The sequence below is a fragment of the Candidatus Binataceae bacterium genome (genome assembly GCA_035500095.1).
GTDB lineage: Bacteria > Desulfobacterota > Binatia > Binatales > Binataceae > JAKAVN01.
This window is the reverse complement of sequence record DATJXN010000077.1, coordinates 14,001-33,085: the sequence shown is the minus strand read 5'-3', so window position 1 is coordinate 33,085 and position 19,085 is coordinate 14,001. Positions and strand designations below refer to the sequence as shown.

The following is a 19,085-nucleotide window of genomic DNA, read 5'->3' as shown; positions in this document are numbered from 1 at the left end:
GTCATAGCTGTCGTCGCAGTAGTGGCAGTACTGATGCTTGAGCTTCTTGATCGCTTCCACGTCTTCAATCAGCCGAACCCGCCTTTCCAAATCGTCGACGTTCATTTGAGGATCCTCCTTCGCTGAAGGTTACGATGTGCGGAACATTAACCGCGGCCGGCAGGGTAGAGAGCAGCGCTAATGCCCCCGCATGTCAAGGAATATCGGAAGACAGCGGTGCGCGCGCGATGCCGCGCGTGCGCCGGAGCAACCGTCAGCGGCGGAGCCGAGCGAAGATCGGGCAAGCGTTCAGCGCCCGGCAACTTACTTCAGGATCGAATGCTTGCGGCAGAAATCGGTCGCCAGTTTAGCGGTCAGCGACGGGTCCTCGAACATCGGATAATGGCCGATACCCTTGAGATACGCCACTTCGGAATGCTTAAGCAGCTTGGCGGTTTCTTCGACCAGCGGCCTGGGCACCCAGAAATCGTCTTCGCCGCATATCAGCAGCATCGGGCACTCGACCGCGCCGAGCAGCTTGCGCACGTCATGCGTCGCCCAGGCCACGAGGTCCCCGACGGCGCTGACCTGCGGCCCACGATGCTGCCAGCGCAGCTCGACGATTTTTTCCTCCGCGCAGTTTCTATTGAGCGATTCCGTGGCGGCCCGCTCGAGCTGATCCTGCCATCCGGGTCCCCACGCCGGAAGCGCCACGCCCGCGGGACTCGGAAAAGTGGGCGAACGCGACATTCCCTCCATCGGTATCCCGGCCGCCATCTCGCGCCAGTGATGCGCCGCGTAGTCGAGCGTGATATCGCCGCCGATCGAGCATCCCATGATCACCGGCTTCTTCAGCCCCAGCGTATTCGCAAAGGCGTGCACGAACTCGGCGTGCTCGTGGATCGTGCGATGGGGCTTCCAGTTGACCGGATAGGAACGCGAATGGCCCGGCAGATCCGGCGCATAGGCGTGAAACCCCCGCTCGGCCAGAAGGGGCAACAGGTATGAATACTCGAGCGAGCACGCTCCCGCGGTATGAACGCAGACTATCGGATAGCCATCGCCGATTTCATCGTAGAAGATCCTGGTGCCGTTGACCTTGACGTAGTGCCCGCGAATATCTTCGGTGCCTGCCATAGTCGTGATCCTCTCAGCGCGAACTTCCGCGCACGCAATCGCGCAGCACGTAGGCCATCTGGAACATCGCCTCGGTGAGGCGGAACGCCTCCAGCAGATTTCCCTCGGTGCGAATTTCGACGTGCGGCGAGCCCGCGGTCGCGAGCGACGGGTCGTCCTCGAAGTACCGCTTGCCCGGATAGGTGAGATCCGACCAGAGCCTTTGCCCGCCGGTGAGCAGCTTCCACGAGGCTTCGCTGCCCGAGAATTTGAAGGTGTAGCCGAAGGGTGGAACGGCCGGCTGATGATCGATTACCTTGCCCTTGTAGATCTTGAGCCAGAGCAGATCGGTCCCGACCTCGAGCAGGACCGACCCGTCGAAAACCTGCGCCTGTTCGCTGAAGGTCGGATGCGCGTTGAGCGCCGACACGAAGCGATCTTGGAACGCGCGATCAGCCAAAAATGACATGACTTTCCTCCGTGATGCGCTGATCGGGGTTGTACTGATACAGCGCCGCCGGAGCTTTCGAGTCCTCCGGCGGCGAAACCTGCGCCATAGTTTACGCCGAAAAAAGAAAAGTCAAGGCGAAGAGGAATGATCGTGCTCGCGGCCGCTCAGCCGGGCGGCGCGATAAGCGGGATCGTCTGATTGTCAGCCGCGAGTTCGATATCCGAGAATTCACAGTACGAATCGGTATGCGTGAAGACGCTGACGGCAATCAGCCAGACGGCGACGATATTTGCGGGCTGGGTTCCGATCGCGCGGCGGTAGTCGTCCCATACGCCGCGCTCCTCGCTGACCCTTTCGCCGAGCCGCTCCTTGCCCGAACGCACGACCATGTGAGTCTCGCGCTTGCTCCAGCGCGGAATCGGACAGCGGAAACTCCTCTCCGGCGTCATCGCGGCGCTCCACATATAGGTGAGGTCCTGTCCATTGTCGAATTCGACCGCGATGCTCAAGTAATCGTGCGTGGGCACCGCGTCTTCGCGCTCGGAAGCCGGGAGCGCGTCAATTTTCCACGACCACCGAAGCCTAACGGAGTCGTTGAACTTCAGATGCACGGGGCGCTGCAGAATCGTCGCATCGTCGTTGACACGGCATCGGATGATCGGCTCGCCCCGCACGCCGCGCCCGGAATCGAAGACGCCGGAGTCGCCGATCGACCACATATAGTGCCATCCCGCGGGCGTCAGAGCCGGATGCTTCAGCCGCTCAGCCTCCGCGCGCATGATAGCCGCACCGGCAGAGGCGCCAGCCGCGAGCCGCTCCAGCCCGGCTTGCGGCCCGGCTTTCCACCGCACGACCAGGACCGCGATCGTTCCCGCGATGCGATCGTAAGCGCGCGGATCAGTCGCGAGCGCCCCGTGGCGATCAGCCCAATCGCCGGGGAAGAGATTGCACAGGTAGAGTTCGCCGCCGCTCTGAGCGGTGAAAGTGTACGAGCGGCCGGGAGTGCGGAAGATCTCTCCCGCGATCCCGACTCGCATCCAGAGCGCACAATGGGAGCCGACCCAGATTTCGGGCGCCGCGGCGATACTGGCGCGCCCCGCGGAAAACACACTCACGCGATCGCCGGCGGACAACTCGATTCCGCTCGGCGTCCACGGCGGCCGATTGGCCGCGAGCCTCACTATCCAGCATTGCGCGATAGCGTCGCGTTCGGCCTCGGCGACGATCGGCCGGAGGGCGCTCTCGAACTGCTCGAGACTATCCATTTTTTGCGCCAGCCCGTTTCGGATACACGGGCGATACGGTCCTTATTTCTTCGGAAACACGCGCAGCGGCAGATCCGTCAGGCTCACGAGCCGGTTGTTATTGGTCCAGGCCACCGATCCAGCCACCTCGAACCGCTCGTACCGCGCCAGCAGCTCTTCGAACATGACGCGGATCTCGAGCCGCGCGAGATTCGCGCCGAGACAGAAATGCGTCCCAAGACCGAACCCGACGTGATTGTTCGGGTCGCGTGCGACGTCGAAGCGAAACGGATCTTCAAACGCGTCCTCGTCGCGGTTGGCCGACATCTCCCAGACCGTCACCTTCTGGCCCTTGGCGATCCGGCGCCCGTGCAGCTCGGTGTCGCGGGTCGTGGTGCGACGCTTGTACACCGACGGCGAGGTCCATCGCACCATCTCTTCGACCGCGGGCCTCATGACCTGCGGATCGTTGCGCAGCCGCTCGAGCTGTTCGGGCTTCTCTATCAGCGCGAGCAGCCCGCCTGCGATCGAACCGCGGGTGGTCTCGGCTCCGGCCGGAAAAAGCAGATTGAAGAAGGCGCGCAGCTCCTGGTTGTTGAGCTGAGGCGATCCGTCGTCCAGCCGCGCGTGAACGATGACGGACAAGATGTCGTCGCCCGGATTGGAGCGTTTGCTCTCAACTATCTTGTCGGCATACGCGCTCAGCTGCTTGAGGTATTGCGGCGACATGACGGTACCGTCGCCCGCGCCGATCGCGAGATCGACAATCTCGACTATCTTCGTGCGATCTTCCTGCGGCACGCCAAGCACCATACAGATCGCCTGGAGCGGCAGCTCGCGCGCGACCGCGGGGACGAAGTTGAAGGTCTCACCTAGCGGCACGGCGTCGAGGATCTCCCGCGTGCGCCGGCGCAGCTCGTCCTCCATGCGTCCGATCATCCGCGGGGTGAAGCCCTTGTTCACCAGTGCGCGCAGCCGGCGATGCTTGGGATCGTCGGTCTGGTTGAGCTGGTAACCCATACCTTTGCCGTCGTAAATCTGCGTACCGCCCAATTCTGAAGAGTAGGTCTCCGCATCCTTGAAGACGGCGACCACGTCGTCATAGCGACTGACAACCCAGAATCCGATGTTGTTAGGCGTGTAGCTGGTCGGTTCATGCCACCACACGGGCTCGTTGCGGCGAAGCCAGGTGAAAAAATCGTGCGGAAATCCATTGGCAAACGATCGGCTATTGGAAAGATCTACGAATTCCATCAAAGCTTCCTTGCAGTAGCGGCGCTCATAACGGCGTCCGCGCTCGCATTGCTCGCGCAAGAGATTGTATCACGATCGGCCCCTCGGAAGCGCTGAACTGGGAGCGATTTCCCTGCTCCTGGCCGATCCGCGCCAGATTCTCGCCCAGTTCGATTTGCGACGGCTCCCATAGGCGGAGAGCCGCGGCGACGTCGCGTCCGTGAGCGCCGAGGCTTTGGCCAAGCGCCACGGCGTTGGCGACCCCCTTGTAGGTGCTGGCCGCCGGGTGCGGCCGCGGAACGAAGGCGGCGTCGCCAAGCAGACAGACGCGCCCGAAGGCCATCCGCGGCGCCGCCAGATCGTAAATCGGCTGGATGAAGGGCTGCGCGGTAGCGGCGAACAGGCGCTGAAAAATTTCCGGCAGAACGCGGCTCGCGATCTCACCCTGGCGGCGCCTCAGCGCCGGCTCGACCGCTCCCTGCGGCACGGAATAGTCATGGATGAGCCCGCTTCGATCGGTAAGCGTTGCGCGAAGCTCATCGCCCTCGGGCACGTTCCAATACCAGACCCAATTGACCCGGCGCTCGCCCGCAGCGGTTTCGCCCGCGGGTCCCGGAACGAAATAACACAGCATCTGGGTATGCCGCGCATGAAAAAACGTGAACCTCTCGGCCAGCAGATCGTTCGCCCAATCGGCCACCTCGCGCTCGGGCACCATCCCGCGCCACGCAACATAGCCGGCGTAGCGCGCGGCTACGTCGGGCAGCAGCAGCCGGCGGGCGGTCGAGTTTGCGCCGTCGGCGCAAACGAGAAGATCGCAGGCAAGCTCGCGGCCGTCTTCGAGGCCAGCGTATGCGCGGCCCGGATCCTCCGAATCCTGCCGGATCGACGCGAGCCGCGCCGCATGATGATAGTGCGCTTCGGGAAAGGCGCGCTTGAGATTGCGATAGAGCGAATCCCACGACGTCATCAACTGCGGGCTCGCCTCGCTCCAGATGACGCCGCCGTCGAGCGCGATAAGCTGCCGCGCCCGCGAGCGCACGCCAAGCTCGTCGGGAATCGCGCCGCAATACTTCGTGACGAAGTCGAGCACCTCATCCTGGACCACCAGGCCCGCGCCGCGCTCCTCCATTTCGCGCGGCGATTTTTCGAAAATCTCGACCGCGCATCCGGCCGCGCGCAGCACCAGGCCCGCGCATAGGCCGGCCATCGAGCCGCCGATTATTACGGCGTTGAGCGTCTTCGTTTCGTCCACGGCGGCGGTGATTTTATCCGGATCGTGGATCGCCCCGCTATGAGATTGGACGGCGCGCGAGCTATTATCGCGCCGTGAGCAGCAGCACCATCCGCACGATGTGTCCGATGAACTGCTTTCCCACCTTGTGCGGGATGCTGGTCGAGGTTGACGACGGACGACTCGTCGGCGTGCGCGGCGATCCGGACAACCCGGACAGCCGCGGCTTTCTTTGCATTCGCGGCCAGGCCTCGCGCGAGATCATCAGCAATTCGCGTCGCCTGCTCACGCCGCTCGTGCGCGAGCGGCGCGGCGGCCCGATGCACCGCGCTTCGTGGGACGAGGCGCTGGACCTCATCGCCGGGCGGATGCGCGCGGCCGGGCGCGAGGCGGTCGGCACCTGGGCGGGGCACGGACTCTTCGCCAACAATTACGGCACGCGCGTGGGCTCTCATCTGGTGCGCCGCTTCTCGAATCTCTACGGCTGCCAGTGGTGGAACCCGACGATGATCTGTTGGGGTCTCGGCGCCTTCGGCCTGGGCCTTACCGGCATTCTCGAGACCAACACCAAGGAGGACATGGGCGAGCACGCGGCGCTGATCGTGCTGTGGGGCGCGAACCTCGCAAGCCAGCCGAACACCGCGCGGCATCTGGTGGCCGCGCGGCGGCACGGCGCCCACGTCATCACGATCGACGTGCGGCAAACCGAAGCTGCGGCGCAATCGGACGAGACCCTGATAATCCGTCCGGGTACCGACGCCGCTCTCGCGCTTGCCCTGATGCACGTGATCGTCGGCGAGCGGCTGCATGACGCCGAGTTCGTCGCGCGCAATACGGTGGGGTTCGACGCGCTAGCGGTGCACGTCGAAAAATATTCGCCCGCGTGGGCGGCCGGGGTCACCGGTATCGCGGCCGAGCGGATCGTCGCCTTCGCGCGGCGCTATGCAGCGACGAAACCCGCAATGCTCGTGCTCGGCGGCAGCTCGATGCATAAAGGCAGCAACGGATGGCAGGGCGCGCGCGCGATCGGATGTCTTCCCGCGCTCACCGGCAACCTCGGTGTGCCCGGCGGCGGCTTCGGCCCGCGCCACGGCGCCATCGTGCACGGCCAGGGACTGAACAACGACATGGTCGCGCTCGACCGGCGTGCGCCCGGACGCTACATCCCCAACCAGATGCCGCTGCTGACGGAAGCTCTGCTGAGCGGCGAGGTCCGCGTGTTCCTGCTCTTCGGCACCGACATGCCCTCGTCCTACGCCGACGCAGGCCGGCTGGCCGAGGGACTGGCGCGCACCGACCTGGTCGTGAGCTACGACCTGTTCATGAACGACACCGCGCGCCGCTTCGCCGACGTCGTCCTGCCGGCCACCGCATGGCTGGAAGAGCTGGGATGCAAGAGCACCAACACGCATCTATACCTGATGCCGAAGGTTCTGGAGGCCGCCGGTGAGACGCGGCCCGTAGGATGGTTGCTGCGCGAACTCGCGCGCCGGCTCGATCTCGCGGACTTCTACCCGTGGGCGAACGACGAGGGTCCGCTCGACTCGATCCTGGACCATCCCGCAACCGGCCACGCCACGGTCGCAGCGCTTCGCGCCGAGGGCGGCATTCGCGCACTCAACATTTCGCACGTTGCGCATCCGGATCTTCGCATTCCGACGCCGTCGGGAAAAATCGAATTGTACTCCGCCCGCGCGGAGGATCTCGGGCTGCCGCCGATGCCGATCCACGAAGCTGAGAGCGCGCAGCAGTATCCGCTGAGATTCTGCCAGGGACGCGCAATTACTCAGTTCCACGGTTTCTATGACCACGGCCGCGCATTGCCTACGCTGGCCGCCGCCGACCCCGAGCCGTCACTGTGGATCTCGCGCGAAGACGCCGCCGGACGCGGCGTAAAGCACGGCGACGCGATCCGGATTTACAACGGCCGCGGCGAGATGCGGGCGCGCGCGCACGTGACCGGCGACGTATCGCAAGGGACCGTGTGGATGCGCGATGGATGGATCGGGCTCAACACGCTGACCGACGGGGCCGCCGTGCTGCCGGATGACGCCGTTGACACTTTCGGTTTCTCGGGCGGCCAGGCGAGCTTCGACACCGCGGTCGAGGTCGCGCTCGCCTGAGCGGACTCGGGCGATCCTTGTTTTCTCCCCTCCGCCTGAACCTCGACGTCAGGCCGGTAATCGAAACGCGCCGCTGTCGGCGTGCGCGCCGACACCCGCGCGCGCGATCAGCTGGTCTTCGTGCGGCACCAGCTTCTTCAGCTCCGGCATCACCTCGGCCGCGAACAGCCGCAGGTTCGCTTCCGCGAGATCGTAAGGCATCCCCGCGTAGCTGAAGACTCCGTTGAAGGCTTCGGCGCCGGTGCGCTCCTGGATATTGACGATCCTGTCGTAACACTGCTCGGGCGTGCCCCAGACCTGCAAGCCGAGGAAAAATTCGACCATCTTGTCCATCCCGCCGGGCGAACTCGCCATCTCCTGCATCGCTTTGTACGACTCGTAGCCGCGCATTTTGGTCAGATGGTCGCCAATGATCTCGTAGTGCTTCGCGACCGTATGCCAGTAGCCCCCAATGTACTTTCGCGCCAGATCCTCGGCGCGATCCGCGTTTTCGTCGCAATAGGTCCATCCGCCCACGATCGGCGGCGGCGCGTCGGTGCCGTTGACCTCGCGAAATACCGCGCGATAGTTGCCGAGCTCGGCGATCACGGTCTCCCACGGTTTTTGCGGGATGATCAAAATACCGATCCCGAGCCGCGCCATGATCTCGCAGGATTCGGGCGACACCGCGGCTGCGTACGTTCGGCCGCGGAACGATTTGAACGGGCGCGGACGCAAGTTGCGCCTAATCTGATGCACGAACTTGCCGTTGAACTCGCAGTAGCCGCGCTCGAGACCTTCGAGAATGGTCTGCGCGGCCTCGACGAAGATTTCGCGTGCGTCCTCCTGGTTGACGCCGAAGCCTTCGAACTCGACCCGGCCCAGCCCGCGGCCTAACCCGAGAATCATGCGGCCGTCGGACATGTGGTCGAGCATGATGACCTGCTCAGCCACGCGAACCGGGTTGTGCCACGGCAGCACGACCACCATCGAGCCGAGCTGGATGTGCCGGGTGCGCCCGGCAAAGTAGGTGAGCATCTGGAGCACATCGGGGCACATCGTGTAGTCGGTAAAATGATGCTCGACGCCCCATAGCGACTCGAAGCCGAGCGGCTCGGCCAGGTCGCCCAGGCGCAGCTCGTTGCGATAGACATTGCGATCGGTGCGCCCCTCGCCGGCGCCCTGAAAAATCACCGCCATTCCGACGTGCATAAGAGGACCTCCTCGTGGCCTGAAAACATGAGGCCGGCGCGGATGAACGATTAACCCCGCCGCCGCTTTGCCGGGTATAGCACACGATGCGCCGATCGCCGGTACGTCGAGCGCATGAACGAGCCGCCCATAGCCCAGGAAGACGCCCGTCTTCCCGTCAACCCGCGAGCCGGCGCCGAAAAAACCGTTGAAAGAGCGTTGACAGCCGCCCGATCTCCGCTCGCCGCGTGTTGCAGGCTGCCCACATCGACCAGGACCCCGCAGATTGCGGCCTTCGCCGATTTCCGTTGAGATATCGCGTTTTCCGCTATTCAAAACAATGGTATGCTCTGTGCTTCTCGCGCTAGTGCGAGTTGGCTTTATGCCCGTCCAACCTGTGATTTGCGATTTTATCATCCATGCTTGATCCGTGATGGATAGTCCCACCAACCTCGGCCCGGTCGCTCAACCCTCCGCCTCGGCAGAGCCGGTTTCATCTTCGTGCCGCGCTTCGCGATCCGTCGGTTGGCTCCGCGATCCTTCCTGGCTGACTTCTGAGCGCATTGCGTTCTATTCAGGATGTCTGTTGCTGGTCTATCTGATCGCGGCGGTAGGGCAGCTGATACATTCTCACAACCTGATATTCGAAAGCGGGTTGTGCGTCGGAGGCGACTTCGTCGATTTTTACGCCGCGTCCCTCGCGGCGCTTGGGGGCCATCCTGCGGCCGTCTATGACGTTCATCTTCAGCACATCCAGATGGCCAAGGTCATGGGAGGCAGGGATTTCGGCGTGCTGGTGTTCTCCTATCCGCCGACGTTCCTCCTGATGGTTCTGCCGCTATCGCTGTTGCCGTTCGTGGCATCGTGGGTGGCCTTCGAGACCGTCACGCTCGGCGGATATTTTGCGGTTCTCCGCCGGATCGCGCCGAACCCGCTCGGTTGCTGGCTTGCGATCACCTTCCCGGGCGTAATCATCAACTTCATGTGCGGACAAAATGGATTTCTGACGACCGCACTTATTGGCGGCGGCCTGGTGTGCCTCGAACGAAGGCCGATCCTTGCCGGGTTCCTGTTCGGCCTGATGGCTTACAAGCCGCACCTGGCCGTTCTGATACCGCTGGCATTGCTTGCGTCTCGCCACTGGCGTGCGCTGATAGCGACCGGGGTAAGCGGCGCCTTGTTCTCGGCGGTTTCGCTGGCCGCGTTTGGACCGGCGACGTGGCGCGCATTCTTCAGCAACTTCGCGATTACGCAAAAGCTCGTTCTCGACCGGGGCGGAATCCATTTCAACACCCTGCAGAGCATTTTCGGCGCGGTCATGATGTGGGGTGGCAGCCTGAGCGCGGGTTACGCGGCCCAGGTCATCTACGCGCTAATCGCGGCGTCCGCAGTGATTTGGGTCTGGAAAGGCGAGCGCCCGTTTGCGGTCAAGGCCGCGAGCCTCTCCGCGGGCTGCCTGATGGTTTCGCCCTACCTGCTGCAATACGACCTGGTGCTGCTCGCGCTGCCCGTCGCATGGCTCGCGATGGAGGGATTCGAAAAGGGCTTCCTGCCCTATGAGAAGGCAGTGCTCGTGATCTCCTGGCTCCTGCCTCGGATCTCGCTGCCCACGGCTTTGATGGCGAGAATTCCGCTCGCACCGATCGTGATCATCGTATTGCTGGCGGCAATTCTCCGCCGCGCAGTCCATCGCGAGTCCGTCGCAGAGCAGCCTCGTGCGCTCCATCTCGCGCGGTTAGAGGCTTCGGCCTGAGGGCAAGCGATTTGCGTGCGCGCGCGATCTCGGGTCAGCGGCTGGCCGATATAGTTACGCGGCCGGCGATACTTGTGACGCTCTGCGTCCTGGCGATATTCCGCGCGGTCGGATTCCTGACACTCTGGGGACGCGCTTACCACAACGATTTCGACGTCTTTTATTCGGCGGCGATAGCGTACCGCCATGGTTTAAATCCATATACGGTCGATCTCACGGCGATCGGGCAGCGTCTGGGATTCCATCTCGGACCGCTGCGCCACAGCACCGACACTCCATTCGCGCTGCTCCTCTTCCTCCCGTTTTCGTTTGCCGCGGTGCCAAGCGCCCACACGATTTGGATCGCGGTAAACTTCGCCGCGTTCGCCGCCGCGCTCTTTCTGCTCCTCGCGCCACGATTTAGCGGCCTCGATCTCCGGATGGCGCTGGTAATCGCCGCCTTCGCGGTACTCTATGCGCCGGTTACCGAGGACTTTCTGTTCAGCCAGCGCCAGACGGTGATTCTGCTGGCGCTGGTCCTGGTGATGCGCGCGCTGCAAAGGCGGCGAGAAGCCGCCGCCGGCCTGTTGCTCAGCCTGGCGGTGGCCTACAGGGCGTTCCCGATCCTGATGGCGGGCTATTTTGTCATTCGGCGGCAATGGCGCGTGCTCATTTATATGGGCTGCGGACTGGCTCTGATTGGCGCGGTGACCGTTGCGATGCTGGGATTGCCCGTGTGCATTGGCTACGTGAGCGGCATGCGCTTCGCCGCGACTGCGTTCTGGCAAGATCCGGCGAACGTTTCGCTGCACGGTTTTCTGGATCGCTTCTTCTTCTACGCCGGTGGACCCGCACCCGGCGCTCCTCTTCGGATGCTCCATTTTGTCTCTATAGTGTCCGCCGAGATCGTCATTCTGGCGCTTACCGTCTGGCCGACTTATCGGCGTCGGCTACGGCCGGACTTGGATCGGCCCACCTACGCTTTATGGGTGGCAGCGTCGATCATCCTGTCGCCGCTTTCCTGGATTCACTACTTGGTTCTCCTGCTCATCCCTTTCGCTGAGATAGCCGCCTCCGGGCAAAGACACGAATGCAGTTCAAGGGCGGCTTGGGCGGCGCTGGCGAGTTACCTGATCGTTTCGCTATCGCGCCTGCTGAGAAAACCCGTGGTCGGCGCGGTCCTCTGGAATCAGGGAATAAAATTTCTTGCCGAAGGATCGATCCTGGCTCTGATGCTGGGATTTTTCGCCGTGTTATGGCTGGCGACGGACGCGACTGGCTCGGCGGCGAGCGATCGTCTCGAGCGCGCGTCTTTGGCTGCCGATTCGCCGGGTCTCTCCGCTTCTCAGGGCCTCGCTGCCAGGTCCTGAAGGCCGTCACCGATCCGCAGGCTCTCGCACGCCGTACGCCGAGGCGGCCGACGAATCCGCACGCGCGAACAGCGCCGCCAGCTCGTCGCGATAGACCAGCCGCCATCCCGGCTGCGCCATCATGAAGCTGTAACACGGCGACGTCACTCTCAGCAGCACGAAGTCGTGCGGATAGCCGCCAAGGACCGCGGCGGCGCGCGGGCGCACCAAAAAGAAGTCCAGATAGTCCGCGATCACCGGCTGCGGATAGACCATATCGTAGCGGCTGTCGATGAAGACTTTGATCCGGGCGCAAGCTCGAAAATCAGGTACTCGCCCCATCCGAAATCATCGAGCACGTTGCCGTGCAGTCCGTGCGCGCGCATGAATTCGATCGCTCTCCGGGGTTGCGGGTAACCCTCGCGCAGGCTTGGCGAGAAGAGCCCGGTGGCTATCGCGATCGCGAGCGCGAGTCCGCCGATCAGCGCTTCGCGCGGGCGCGTTCGCGGCGCGGGCGGCGTCGTATCGCCGAAGCGCGTATGCGCAAGCGCGAGGGCGGCATGCCGGCACAGTGGTGTGGTCGAGGCGATCACCGCGAGCGCCATGTTGCGGACCGCCAGGTACGCGGCAACGCCCATCATCGCAGCGATCGCGACAAGACCGAGGTCGCACCCGCGCGGCCTCAGCGCGAAACAGAGCGCCAGCGCGGCGTATGGTACGATCACGAGCGCAAAGTTGATCGCGGTCTTCGGCGACTTGTGCCATTCCTCGGCGATCTTGAACAGCAGAGGCTGCCATTCGCTGACCACCGCGCGCGTGAGCGGATTGCCGAGCGTATGCATCACGGTGCGCCAGTTGCCGATCCGTCGGGATTGACCAGCGTCGCGAGCGCGCATCCCGCGGTCACGGCGCCCACGTGCACCGCGCGGCCGAGGCCCTCGCCCGCCGCCAGGTCCTCGACCGCCGCGGCGCCGGTATAGACCGCGAGCGCCGCGAGACCGACTAAAAATCCGCCGTGCAGGTTGGCCCACAGCACGAAGATCGGAATCGCAGGCCAAAGCCGCGCCGTGCGGCGGTAACTGTCGCGCGCGAGCAGCAGAAGCAACGCGCTTAGCGCGATAAAGTCGAAAAGCTGCGGGCGAAACTGGAGCATCGGCGCGATCGCCGCGGCTGCCGTCGTCAGCACCACCATCTGCAGCGCCATCGGCGCGCCCGTCTCGGCCGCGCCCATCGCCAGCAGCGTGACCGGCGCGGCGGTGGCCGCGAACTTCATCAGCTTCAGCCCGATTACTCCAAACCCGCTCCAACACAGCGCCAGCACGACTTCGGAGAACCATTCGTGATCGTGCCAGGGCAAGCCGCTCGCGCTGTAAGAGAAAACGTCAACGGGCGGCAGATGCCCGCGCGTCAGGATGAGGCGGCCGAAAGCGAGATGACCCCAAAGGTCCGGGTCGGCCCAGCGGCCGGCGTCGGCGATAACGATGATGAAGGCGAGGAAGGCCGGCGACTAACGCGCTAGCGACAACGTTTGCGCAGGCCGCGACGACGTCATGGAAATTGGCCCGCGGGGACCGCCGCGGTGACGGGTAACCCCGGCGGTTCTGCCGCGGGTGCGCCGGCGCGCGCGTAAAGCAGGCTGTCGGCGTCGCCATAGATAAGCTTCCAGTCCGCGCGCCGCGCCATCAGATGACGCGCGGGCGCGGCCGATCCGATCAGCACGAAGTCGTGCGGGTAGGAATCGAGCACGCGGTTCGCCCCCGGCTGGTCGAAGTAAAATTCAAGGTACTCGCCGATAACCTTGAACGGATAGACGGTGTCGTAGCGACCGTCGATGAAAACCCGGTCGCCGACCGCCGCCGCATGCCAGATGAGATATTCGCCCCATCCGAACTCGCCCATCACATTGCCATGCAGGCCCCGCGATTTCATGAAGGCGAGCGCCCCCGCAGGGTAGGCGCGATCCAGTGCGAGACGCGACGAAAACAGTCCGCCGCCGAACGCCATTGCGGCGGCCAGCATGAACGCCGCGACATGGGCCGCCGGACGCCACGACATAGCAAGCGCAATCTCCCCTGCGCGCTTCGCGCGCTGCATCGCCAGACGATGGGCCAATGGCGCGCCAAGCGCCATAGCCGCCAGCGCCATGTTGCGCACCGAAACAAAAGCCGCCAGCACCATCATCGCCGCTACCGCGATCAGCGGCAGATCGTCTGCGCTCGGCGCTGCGGCCATCGCGGTTGCCAGCGCGCCGACCATCGCGATCACAGCAACATAGAATACGACGCCCGAGGGCGCCGAATGCCACTGAGCCAGCATCGCCCACCAAAATGGCTGCCAATCCCGGATTACGTTGCGGGTGTACGGGTTGGCGAGCGCATGCGTCACCGTTCCCCAGATTCCGCCGCCATAGGGATTGACCAGCGTGCTCGCCGCGGAGGCCGCGGTGAGGACCATCAATCCGGCCCCGCGGCGCCATCCCGCATGCGCGGCGACATCCTGGGAGAATGCGACGACTGAGTAGAGCGCCAGCGCCGCGAGGCCGATGAAGAAGCCGCCGTGCAGGTTCGCCCAAAGCGCCATCAGCGGAAGCGTCAGCCAAAGCCGAGCGTCGCGGCGGTAAGTGTCGCGCGCGAGCAATGCGAGGAGCGCGCCGAACAGCACGAGGCTGAACATCTGCGGCCGCAACTGCGCCTGCAACACAAATCCGCACGCCGCCGCGAATAGGACGGTAAGCTGGACCGCGGGCGGCGCGCCGGTGGACGCCTCGCTGTCGGCGACAAAAAGCATCGCTGCCGCCGTGCACGCGAACTTCCACAGCTTGAGCCCGACCACGCCGGCCGCATCGTAAACCAAAGCCATGACGACTTCGGCCAGCCACTCGTGATCGCGCCATCGATGGCCCGCCGCGGAGTAGGAATACGTGTCGTGGTGGAGCAAATGGCGTGCGGCGATGAAGACCTCGCCGAAGCGCAGATGACCCCACAAATCGGGATCGGTGGAGCGATTGGAATCGGGGAGCAGGATTGCGATCAGGACGGCCGCAGGAGCATAGCGCATGAGCGGGACGGTGGGCCCGAGTTTCCGGTAGCGCGACGTGCCGGCGTGCGCGCTTGCGTCGGAAGGGGCGTCGCGCGATGCTGCCTCGGGTGATGCCATGCGCTCGCTCGCAGGCTCCACGCTACAGGCCGCGCGCCACGGCGCAAAGTCTCCCCTTATGGAAACGCGCCCGGACCGCCCGCTCCGATCACCGGCAAATTCGGCAGGCTCGCGGCAGGTGCGCTCGCGCGGGCATAAAGAAACGCACTATCGTCGCGATAAAGCAGCTTCCAGTCACCGCGCCGCTCCATCACATGCCGCGCCTCGGCGGAGCGGGAGATAAGTACGTAATCATGCGGATAAGCATCCAGAACGCGAGAACCGTTCGGCAGGTCGAAACGAAATAGCATGTACTGGCGCACGACTTCGAGTGGATATACGGTATCGTCGCGGCCGTCGATAAAGACCTTGCTCGCGGGGGCGGCGTGCCAGATGAGATAATCGCCCCAGTTCCAATCGTTGAGGATTCTGCCGGTCAGCTGATGCGCGCGCATGAACCCGAGCGCGCCGGCCGGATAAGGCTGGTCGAGGTCGAGCCGGCGCGAAAAGACGTCCGTCTTCAGCATCAACGCAACGCACAGCGCGAAAATCACGAGTTGATTGACCGGGCGCGATGCGCGCGCCGGCGCTCCGCCGCGCCATTTTTGACCGAGCAGATCCATATGACGCGCCAGCGGCGCGCTTGCCGTTACGGCCACCAGGCCCATGTTGCGCACTGAGAGCCATGCTCCAACGCACATCGTCGCGGCCACCGCGACCAGCGGCAGGTCGCTGGTGTCGGGCGCGAGGATAAACGCCACGACCAGCCCCGCCATCAGCGCCAGGACCGCGGCGTAAACGAAGATGCCCGAGTGCGCCTGGTGCCATTGCTGAGCCAGCGCAAAAAACATCGGCTGCCACTCGACGTTGGCGAGGCGCTTGTACGGCGCGAGCAGCGCCCACGCGACCGCGCGCCAGAGGCCGAAGCCGTACGGGTTGAGCAACGTCGCGAGCAACGCGCTTCCGGTGACGGCGGCCAGGCGGATTCCGCGCCGAAGGCCCGCGCCAACGGCGAGGTCATGGATAGTCGCGCCCGCCGTGTACATCGCAAGCGTGGCGATGCCGACGATCCATCCGCCGTGCAGATTCGCCCACACCGCCATCAGAGGCACCGCCGTCCAAAGCGGCGCACGCCGGCGATAATTGTGCCGCGCGAGCAGAGCGAGCAGCGCTCCGAGCAGCACGAACGTGAACATCTGCGGCCGGAACTGCATCTGCAGCACAAGGGCGAGCGCCGCGATGACCAATACCAGGAGCTGCGTTGACAATGACGCTCCGGTCTCGGCCTCTGAATCCGCAACAAAGATCACGGTGAGCGCCGTGCACAGGAGTTTCCAAAGCTTGAGGCCCGCCACTCCGGCCGCGTTGTAAACGAATGCCATCACCACTTCGGCAAGCCATTCGTAGTCGTGCCAGGGCGCGCCCGGCGCCGAATAGCTGTAGGGATCGCTGTGGATTAGGTGGCCGCTTGCGATAAATGCCTGGCCGAACCGGATGTGCCCCCAGAGGTCAGGGTCGGTGTGTCGGTTGGAATCGGCGACAAGGATAGCGAGCAGGACTACCGCGGGCGAATGGCGCAGAAGCGAGTTGCGGGCGCGCCTGGAAGCTTCCGCGGCGGCCGACCCGTGAAGCTCGGCCGCACGTGCCGCCGCCGGAGAATCGACGGAGCTGTCCGGCGATACCGCGCGCTCCTCCCCCCTGGTCTTCATCACCTGCCGCGCCGCCTGGGCGACTGACGCCGCGCAAGCGGCGCAACCGCCTCGAAACTAGCAGATTCGCCGCCAGGCCGCATCGCTTGGGCGCAGCGGCTGCGCCGCTTACGCGCGCGCTGCAACGCAGATTGTCACGTTCGGCATCCTGAGCGAGCCGTCGGGACGGCGAAAGGGCGCAGCCGCATCCGCCGTCGCGCGCATGATCTTTTCGCGCACCTCGGGCGTGACCTGCTCCAGCACCGCGCGCAGCGGAGCGGACACGCCTTCGCGGAAGCGGGTGAACTCGTCGGACGAGGCAAATTCGAAGACCACCTCTAGCGGTTCGCTGCGCACCTCGCCGAAGCCTGCGGCTTCGAGCGCGCGCGTCAGGATCGATACGTCGGCAAGCCGAAAGGGATCGAGCGCGCCGGGCTGGCGCGGCGGCAGGCCGGCCAGCGCGCGCATCGCGTCGCCGGCGAGGCTTATCATCGGCACCTTGTCCGGCGTCGACCAGACGGCAGTCGCGAAGCGAGCGCCGGGCTTGAGTGCGCGGCGAATTCCGCGCGCGGCAGAATCGAGGTCGGGCACGAACATCAGGCCCCAGCGGCAGAGCGCGGCGTCGAAGCTGTGCTCGTCGGCCTCCAGCGATTCGATATCGCCGACGTGAAACTCGACCAGGTTATCGAGTCCCAGCGCCGAAGCGCGCTCGCGCGCCACCGCGAGCATCCCCGAGGAGTGATCGAATGCGACGACGCGGCCGCCCGCGCCGACGCGCCGCGCCGCGGTAATCGCGGGCTCGCCGATTCCGGTGGCGAGGTCGGCAACCCGATAACCCGCGCGCACCTCGGCAAGTTCGATCAGGCGGTCGCTGACGTGCTGCGCCGCGCGTTCGAAGACGCTCCACCATTGTTTCCATCCGGCGGCCGCCGCATTCCAATCGATACGTTGCTGCTGTTTCAGTTGACTCACCGGCTGGCTCTGATCGCTCATCGCGTTCTCCCCTCGTGATTTGCTCGCGCTCGGTCTCACCTAGGACTTCGCGCTTCATCGCGCAGGCGTGCCGCGGCCGCACACGCGCACATCGCGGAAGGCCGCGATCGGGCGCGGATAGCCTTTGCGCAGTGTCGCAACTTCCGCGTGCGCATTCCACTGATCGCCGATGACCAGGACGCCAGCGGTGCCCCCGCGCACGCCAGCGTCATCCGCCGGCACGGCGGCGCCGGCAGCCTGCGTAACGTGCAGATAGTAGCGCACCGCGTTGACCGCGTATGGCGGCGCGACGGCGATCTTCTCTCCCGGCGCCAGCGCGCCGGCGGCAGCGCGGGCCGCCTCGCGCCATTGCGTATCGTGCGGACGCCGTGCGTATGCGTGGAGATGCGCGAGCGCAAGGCAAACCGCCACGCCGATCGCGAGCGCGCGCGCCGGCGCGCCAGGGACTTCCCAGGCGCCGAGCGCGGCCAGCATGAAGAACGGCACGAAGCACCATAGCGCGTAGCGTTCGACGAACATCGGCGAGAAGCCGTACGAAGCGGCAAGCATCAGCAGCGGCGGCAGCCACATCCATGCGAGGGCGAACGCGGTTGCTTCGCGCGCACGCGCCCATCCCCGCCACGCGCCCCATACCGCAAGCGCGGCCATCACCGGGAAAGCGACGCTGCCCGCGCCCTTGTTGAACAGCGAAAGCGGCGCCCACCATCGCGGCCGCTCGATCCATCCCGTCGCGCCGTTGGCAAACGCTTGAGCTCCCGAGCGCAGATCGGGCAAGGCGACCAGCAGAAATATAGCGGCGCCCGCGCCGAACGCGCCGCCGATCGCAAAAGCTGTGGCCAGTGGGTATCGCCCGCCTCGCGGCCATATCAGCGGCGCTGCAGCCAGGCAAAGCGCCTCGGCCGCGAACATGAAGGCGGCACTGAAGTGCGTTGCGACCGCGAGCGCGGTCAGCACGGCGAGCAGCGCGAGATCGAAGAGTGCAGGCCCGCGTCGCACGACGCGGACGAAGATCCAGACCTGGAGCAAAACGACCAGCAGGGCCAGCGGATACATCCGCAGCTCGCGCGCGTACTTGATCGCCACCAGATTGACGGCGAAAAGGAGAGCGGCAAGCGCCGCCACCGCTTGGGCCTCGGCATATGGCATTGCGCCCAACGCCGCGTCTTGATTTTGTTTCGCCGAAGGCCGCTTCACGAGAAGCTCGCGCACGAGCATGAACACCACGACGATGTTGAACGTATCGAAGATCGCCGACAGCGTGCGCATCGCGCCCAGTCCGCCGCCGAAGAGCTTCATCCACCCGTGCAATGCGATTTCGTAAACGGCGAGCTTGCCGGGATTGAGCGCAGCCTGGATTCGCATCACGCCGGCGAGCGACGGCGCCGCGGCGGCTGCCCACGACGCTCCTTCATCCGCGGACATCTCGCGCGCGCCGATCGCGTCGAGGCGAAGCCAGCCGCCGAGAGCGATCGCCAGCGCGAGCAGCGCCGCCGCGGCAAGCCTTCGTCCGCGAAGACGCGTCGCGGTAGCGAGCGCATCGGGCCCGATCGGCGCGGAGAGCGGCGGCGCGTTGCTCTGGGGGTCAGCGGTCACGAATCGCGCGGGAAGGGATGCGCCGGCGGCCGGGTCGCACGGGTT

16 protein-coding genes are annotated in these 19,085 nt (G+C 65.0%); 3 read left to right on the top strand and 13 right to left on the bottom strand.

Going from position 1 to position 19,085, the window contains the following annotated elements:
- Nucleotides 1-303: 303 nt before the first annotated feature.
- The 5 genes from VMI09_08010 to VMI09_07990 all read right to left on the bottom strand — a co-directional run bounded on the left by VMI09_08010 (nucleotide 304) and on the right by VMI09_07990 (nucleotide 5,278).
- Complete coding sequence (locus VMI09_08010) at nucleotides 304-1,116, bottom strand: alpha/beta hydrolase (protein HTQ24627.1); 813 nt, start codon at nucleotides 1,114-1,116, stop codon at nucleotides 304-306.
- 13 nt (nucleotides 1,117-1,129) lie between these two features.
- Nucleotides 1,130-1,564, bottom strand: coding sequence for a hypothetical protein (locus tag VMI09_08005; GenBank protein ID HTQ24626.1), 435 nt, complete (start codon nucleotides 1,562-1,564; stop codon nucleotides 1,130-1,132).
- Nucleotides 1,565-1,710: 146 nt separating this feature from the next.
- Entirely contained in the window at nucleotides 1,711-2,811 is a 1,101-nt protein-coding gene (locus VMI09_08000; GenBank protein HTQ24625.1) for a DUF3047 domain-containing protein, read from the bottom strand.
- A 42-nt stretch (nucleotides 2,812-2,853) separates the two neighbouring features.
- The gene (locus VMI09_07995; GenBank protein ID HTQ24624.1) at nucleotides 2,854-4,044 is read right to left on the bottom strand and encodes a cytochrome P450; all 1,191 of its coding nucleotides are present in this window, start codon (nucleotides 4,042-4,044) and stop codon (nucleotides 2,854-2,856) included.
- A gap of 25 nt (nucleotides 4,045-4,069) precedes the next feature.
- Nucleotides 4,070-5,278, bottom strand: a complete 1,209-nt coding sequence (locus tag VMI09_07990) for an FAD-dependent monooxygenase (protein HTQ24623.1) — start codon at nucleotides 5,276-5,278, stop codon at nucleotides 4,070-4,072.
- A gap of 74 nt (nucleotides 5,279-5,352) precedes the next feature.
- On the opposite strand from VMI09_07990, the gene VMI09_07985 reads away from it, so the two are divergent.
- Complete coding sequence (locus VMI09_07985; GenBank protein ID HTQ24622.1) at nucleotides 5,353-7,380, top strand: molybdopterin-dependent oxidoreductase; 2,028 nt, start codon at nucleotides 5,353-5,355, stop codon at nucleotides 7,378-7,380.
- A 48-nt stretch (nucleotides 7,381-7,428) separates the two neighbouring features.
- On the opposite strand, the gene VMI09_07980 is transcribed toward VMI09_07985, so the two are convergent.
- On the bottom strand, nucleotides 7,429-8,571 hold the full coding sequence (locus VMI09_07980) for an LLM class flavin-dependent oxidoreductase (GenBank protein HTQ24621.1): 1,143 nt from the start codon (nucleotides 8,569-8,571) through the stop codon (nucleotides 7,429-7,431).
- Between the two features lie 565 nt (nucleotides 8,572-9,136).
- Between VMI09_07980 and VMI09_07975 the strand changes: the two genes are divergently transcribed.
- Both VMI09_07975 and VMI09_07970 read left to right on the top strand, forming a co-directional pair.
- Nucleotides 9,137-10,303, top strand: a complete 1,167-nt coding sequence (locus tag VMI09_07975) for a glycosyltransferase family 87 protein (protein HTQ24620.1) — start codon at nucleotides 9,137-9,139, stop codon at nucleotides 10,301-10,303.
- Between the two features lie 74 nt (nucleotides 10,304-10,377).
- Complete coding sequence (locus VMI09_07970; protein HTQ24619.1) at nucleotides 10,378-11,652, top strand: glycosyltransferase family 87 protein; 1,275 nt, start codon at nucleotides 10,378-10,380, stop codon at nucleotides 11,650-11,652.
- Nucleotides 11,653-11,658: 6 nt separating this feature from the next.
- On the opposite strand, the gene VMI09_07965 is transcribed toward VMI09_07970, so the two are convergent.
- The 7 genes from VMI09_07965 to VMI09_07935 all read right to left on the bottom strand — a co-directional run bounded on the left by VMI09_07965 (nucleotide 11,659) and on the right by VMI09_07935 (nucleotide 19,040).
- Nucleotides 11,659-11,907 carry a hypothetical protein gene (locus tag VMI09_07965; GenBank protein ID HTQ24618.1) on the bottom strand — a complete coding sequence of 83 codons (249 nt, stop codon included), beginning with the start codon at nucleotides 11,905-11,907 and terminating at the stop codon, nucleotides 11,659-11,661.
- Nucleotides 11,886-12,473, bottom strand: coding sequence for a hypothetical protein (locus VMI09_07960; protein HTQ24617.1), 588 nt, complete (start codon nucleotides 12,471-12,473; stop codon nucleotides 11,886-11,888). The genes VMI09_07965 and VMI09_07960 overlap by 22 nt, the downstream gene beginning before the upstream one ends.
- Nucleotides 12,473-12,988 (bottom strand): hypothetical protein, encoded by a 516-nt coding sequence (locus tag VMI09_07955; protein HTQ24616.1) that lies wholly within the window; start codon nucleotides 12,986-12,988, stop codon nucleotides 12,473-12,475. Before VMI09_07955 ends, VMI09_07960 begins: the two co-directional genes overlap by 1 nt.
- Nucleotides 12,989-13,179: 191 nt before the next feature.
- Entirely contained in the window at nucleotides 13,180-14,787 is a 1,608-nt protein-coding gene (locus tag VMI09_07950; GenBank protein ID HTQ24615.1) for a hypothetical protein, read from the bottom strand.
- Nucleotides 14,788-14,843: 56 nt separating this feature from the next.
- Nucleotides 14,844-16,475, bottom strand: a complete 1,632-nt coding sequence (locus tag VMI09_07945) for a hypothetical protein (protein HTQ24614.1) — start codon at nucleotides 16,473-16,475, stop codon at nucleotides 14,844-14,846.
- A 108-nt stretch (nucleotides 16,476-16,583) separates the two neighbouring features.
- Complete coding sequence (locus VMI09_07940) at nucleotides 16,584-17,447, bottom strand: methyltransferase domain-containing protein (GenBank protein ID HTQ24613.1); 864 nt, start codon at nucleotides 17,445-17,447, stop codon at nucleotides 16,584-16,586.
- A 54-nt stretch (nucleotides 17,448-17,501) separates the two neighbouring features.
- Nucleotides 17,502-19,040, bottom strand: a complete 1,539-nt coding sequence (locus tag VMI09_07935; GenBank protein HTQ24612.1) for a hypothetical protein — start codon at nucleotides 19,038-19,040, stop codon at nucleotides 17,502-17,504.
- Nucleotides 19,041-19,085: the final 45 nt, after the last annotated feature.

Coding starts and splice junctions, on each gene's coding strand:
- VMI09_07995 (HTQ24624.1), bottom strand. CDS start 4,044: ATGGAATTCGTAGATCTTTCCAATAGCCGATCGTTTGCCAATGGATTT.
- VMI09_07945 (HTQ24614.1), bottom strand. CDS start 16,475: ATGAAGACCAGGGGGGAGGAGCGCGCGGTATCGCCGGACAGCTCCGTC.
- VMI09_07965 (HTQ24618.1), bottom strand. CDS start 11,907: ATGGTCTATCCGCAGCCGGTGATCGCGGACTATCTGGACTTCTTTTTG.
- VMI09_07950 (HTQ24615.1), bottom strand. CDS start 14,787: ATGGCATCACCCGAGGCAGCATCGCGCGACGCCCCTTCCGACGCAAGC.
- VMI09_07980 (HTQ24621.1), bottom strand. CDS start 8,571: ATGCACGTCGGAATGGCGGTGATTTTTCAGGGCGCCGGCGAGGGGCGC.
- VMI09_08000 (HTQ24625.1), bottom strand. CDS start 2,811: ATGGATAGTCTCGAGCAGTTCGAGAGCGCCCTCCGGCCGATCGTCGCC.
- VMI09_07940 (HTQ24613.1), bottom strand. CDS start 17,447: ATGAGCGATCAGAGCCAGCCGGTGAGTCAACTGAAACAGCAGCAACGT.
- VMI09_08010 (HTQ24627.1), bottom strand. CDS start 1,116: ATGGCAGGCACCGAAGATATTCGCGGGCACTACGTCAAGGTCAACGGC.
- VMI09_08005 (HTQ24626.1), bottom strand. CDS start 1,564: ATGTCATTTTTGGCTGATCGCGCGTTCCAAGATCGCTTCGTGTCGGCG.
- VMI09_07960 (HTQ24617.1), bottom strand. CDS start 12,473: ATGCATACGCTCGGCAATCCGCTCACGCGCGCGGTGGTCAGCGAATGG.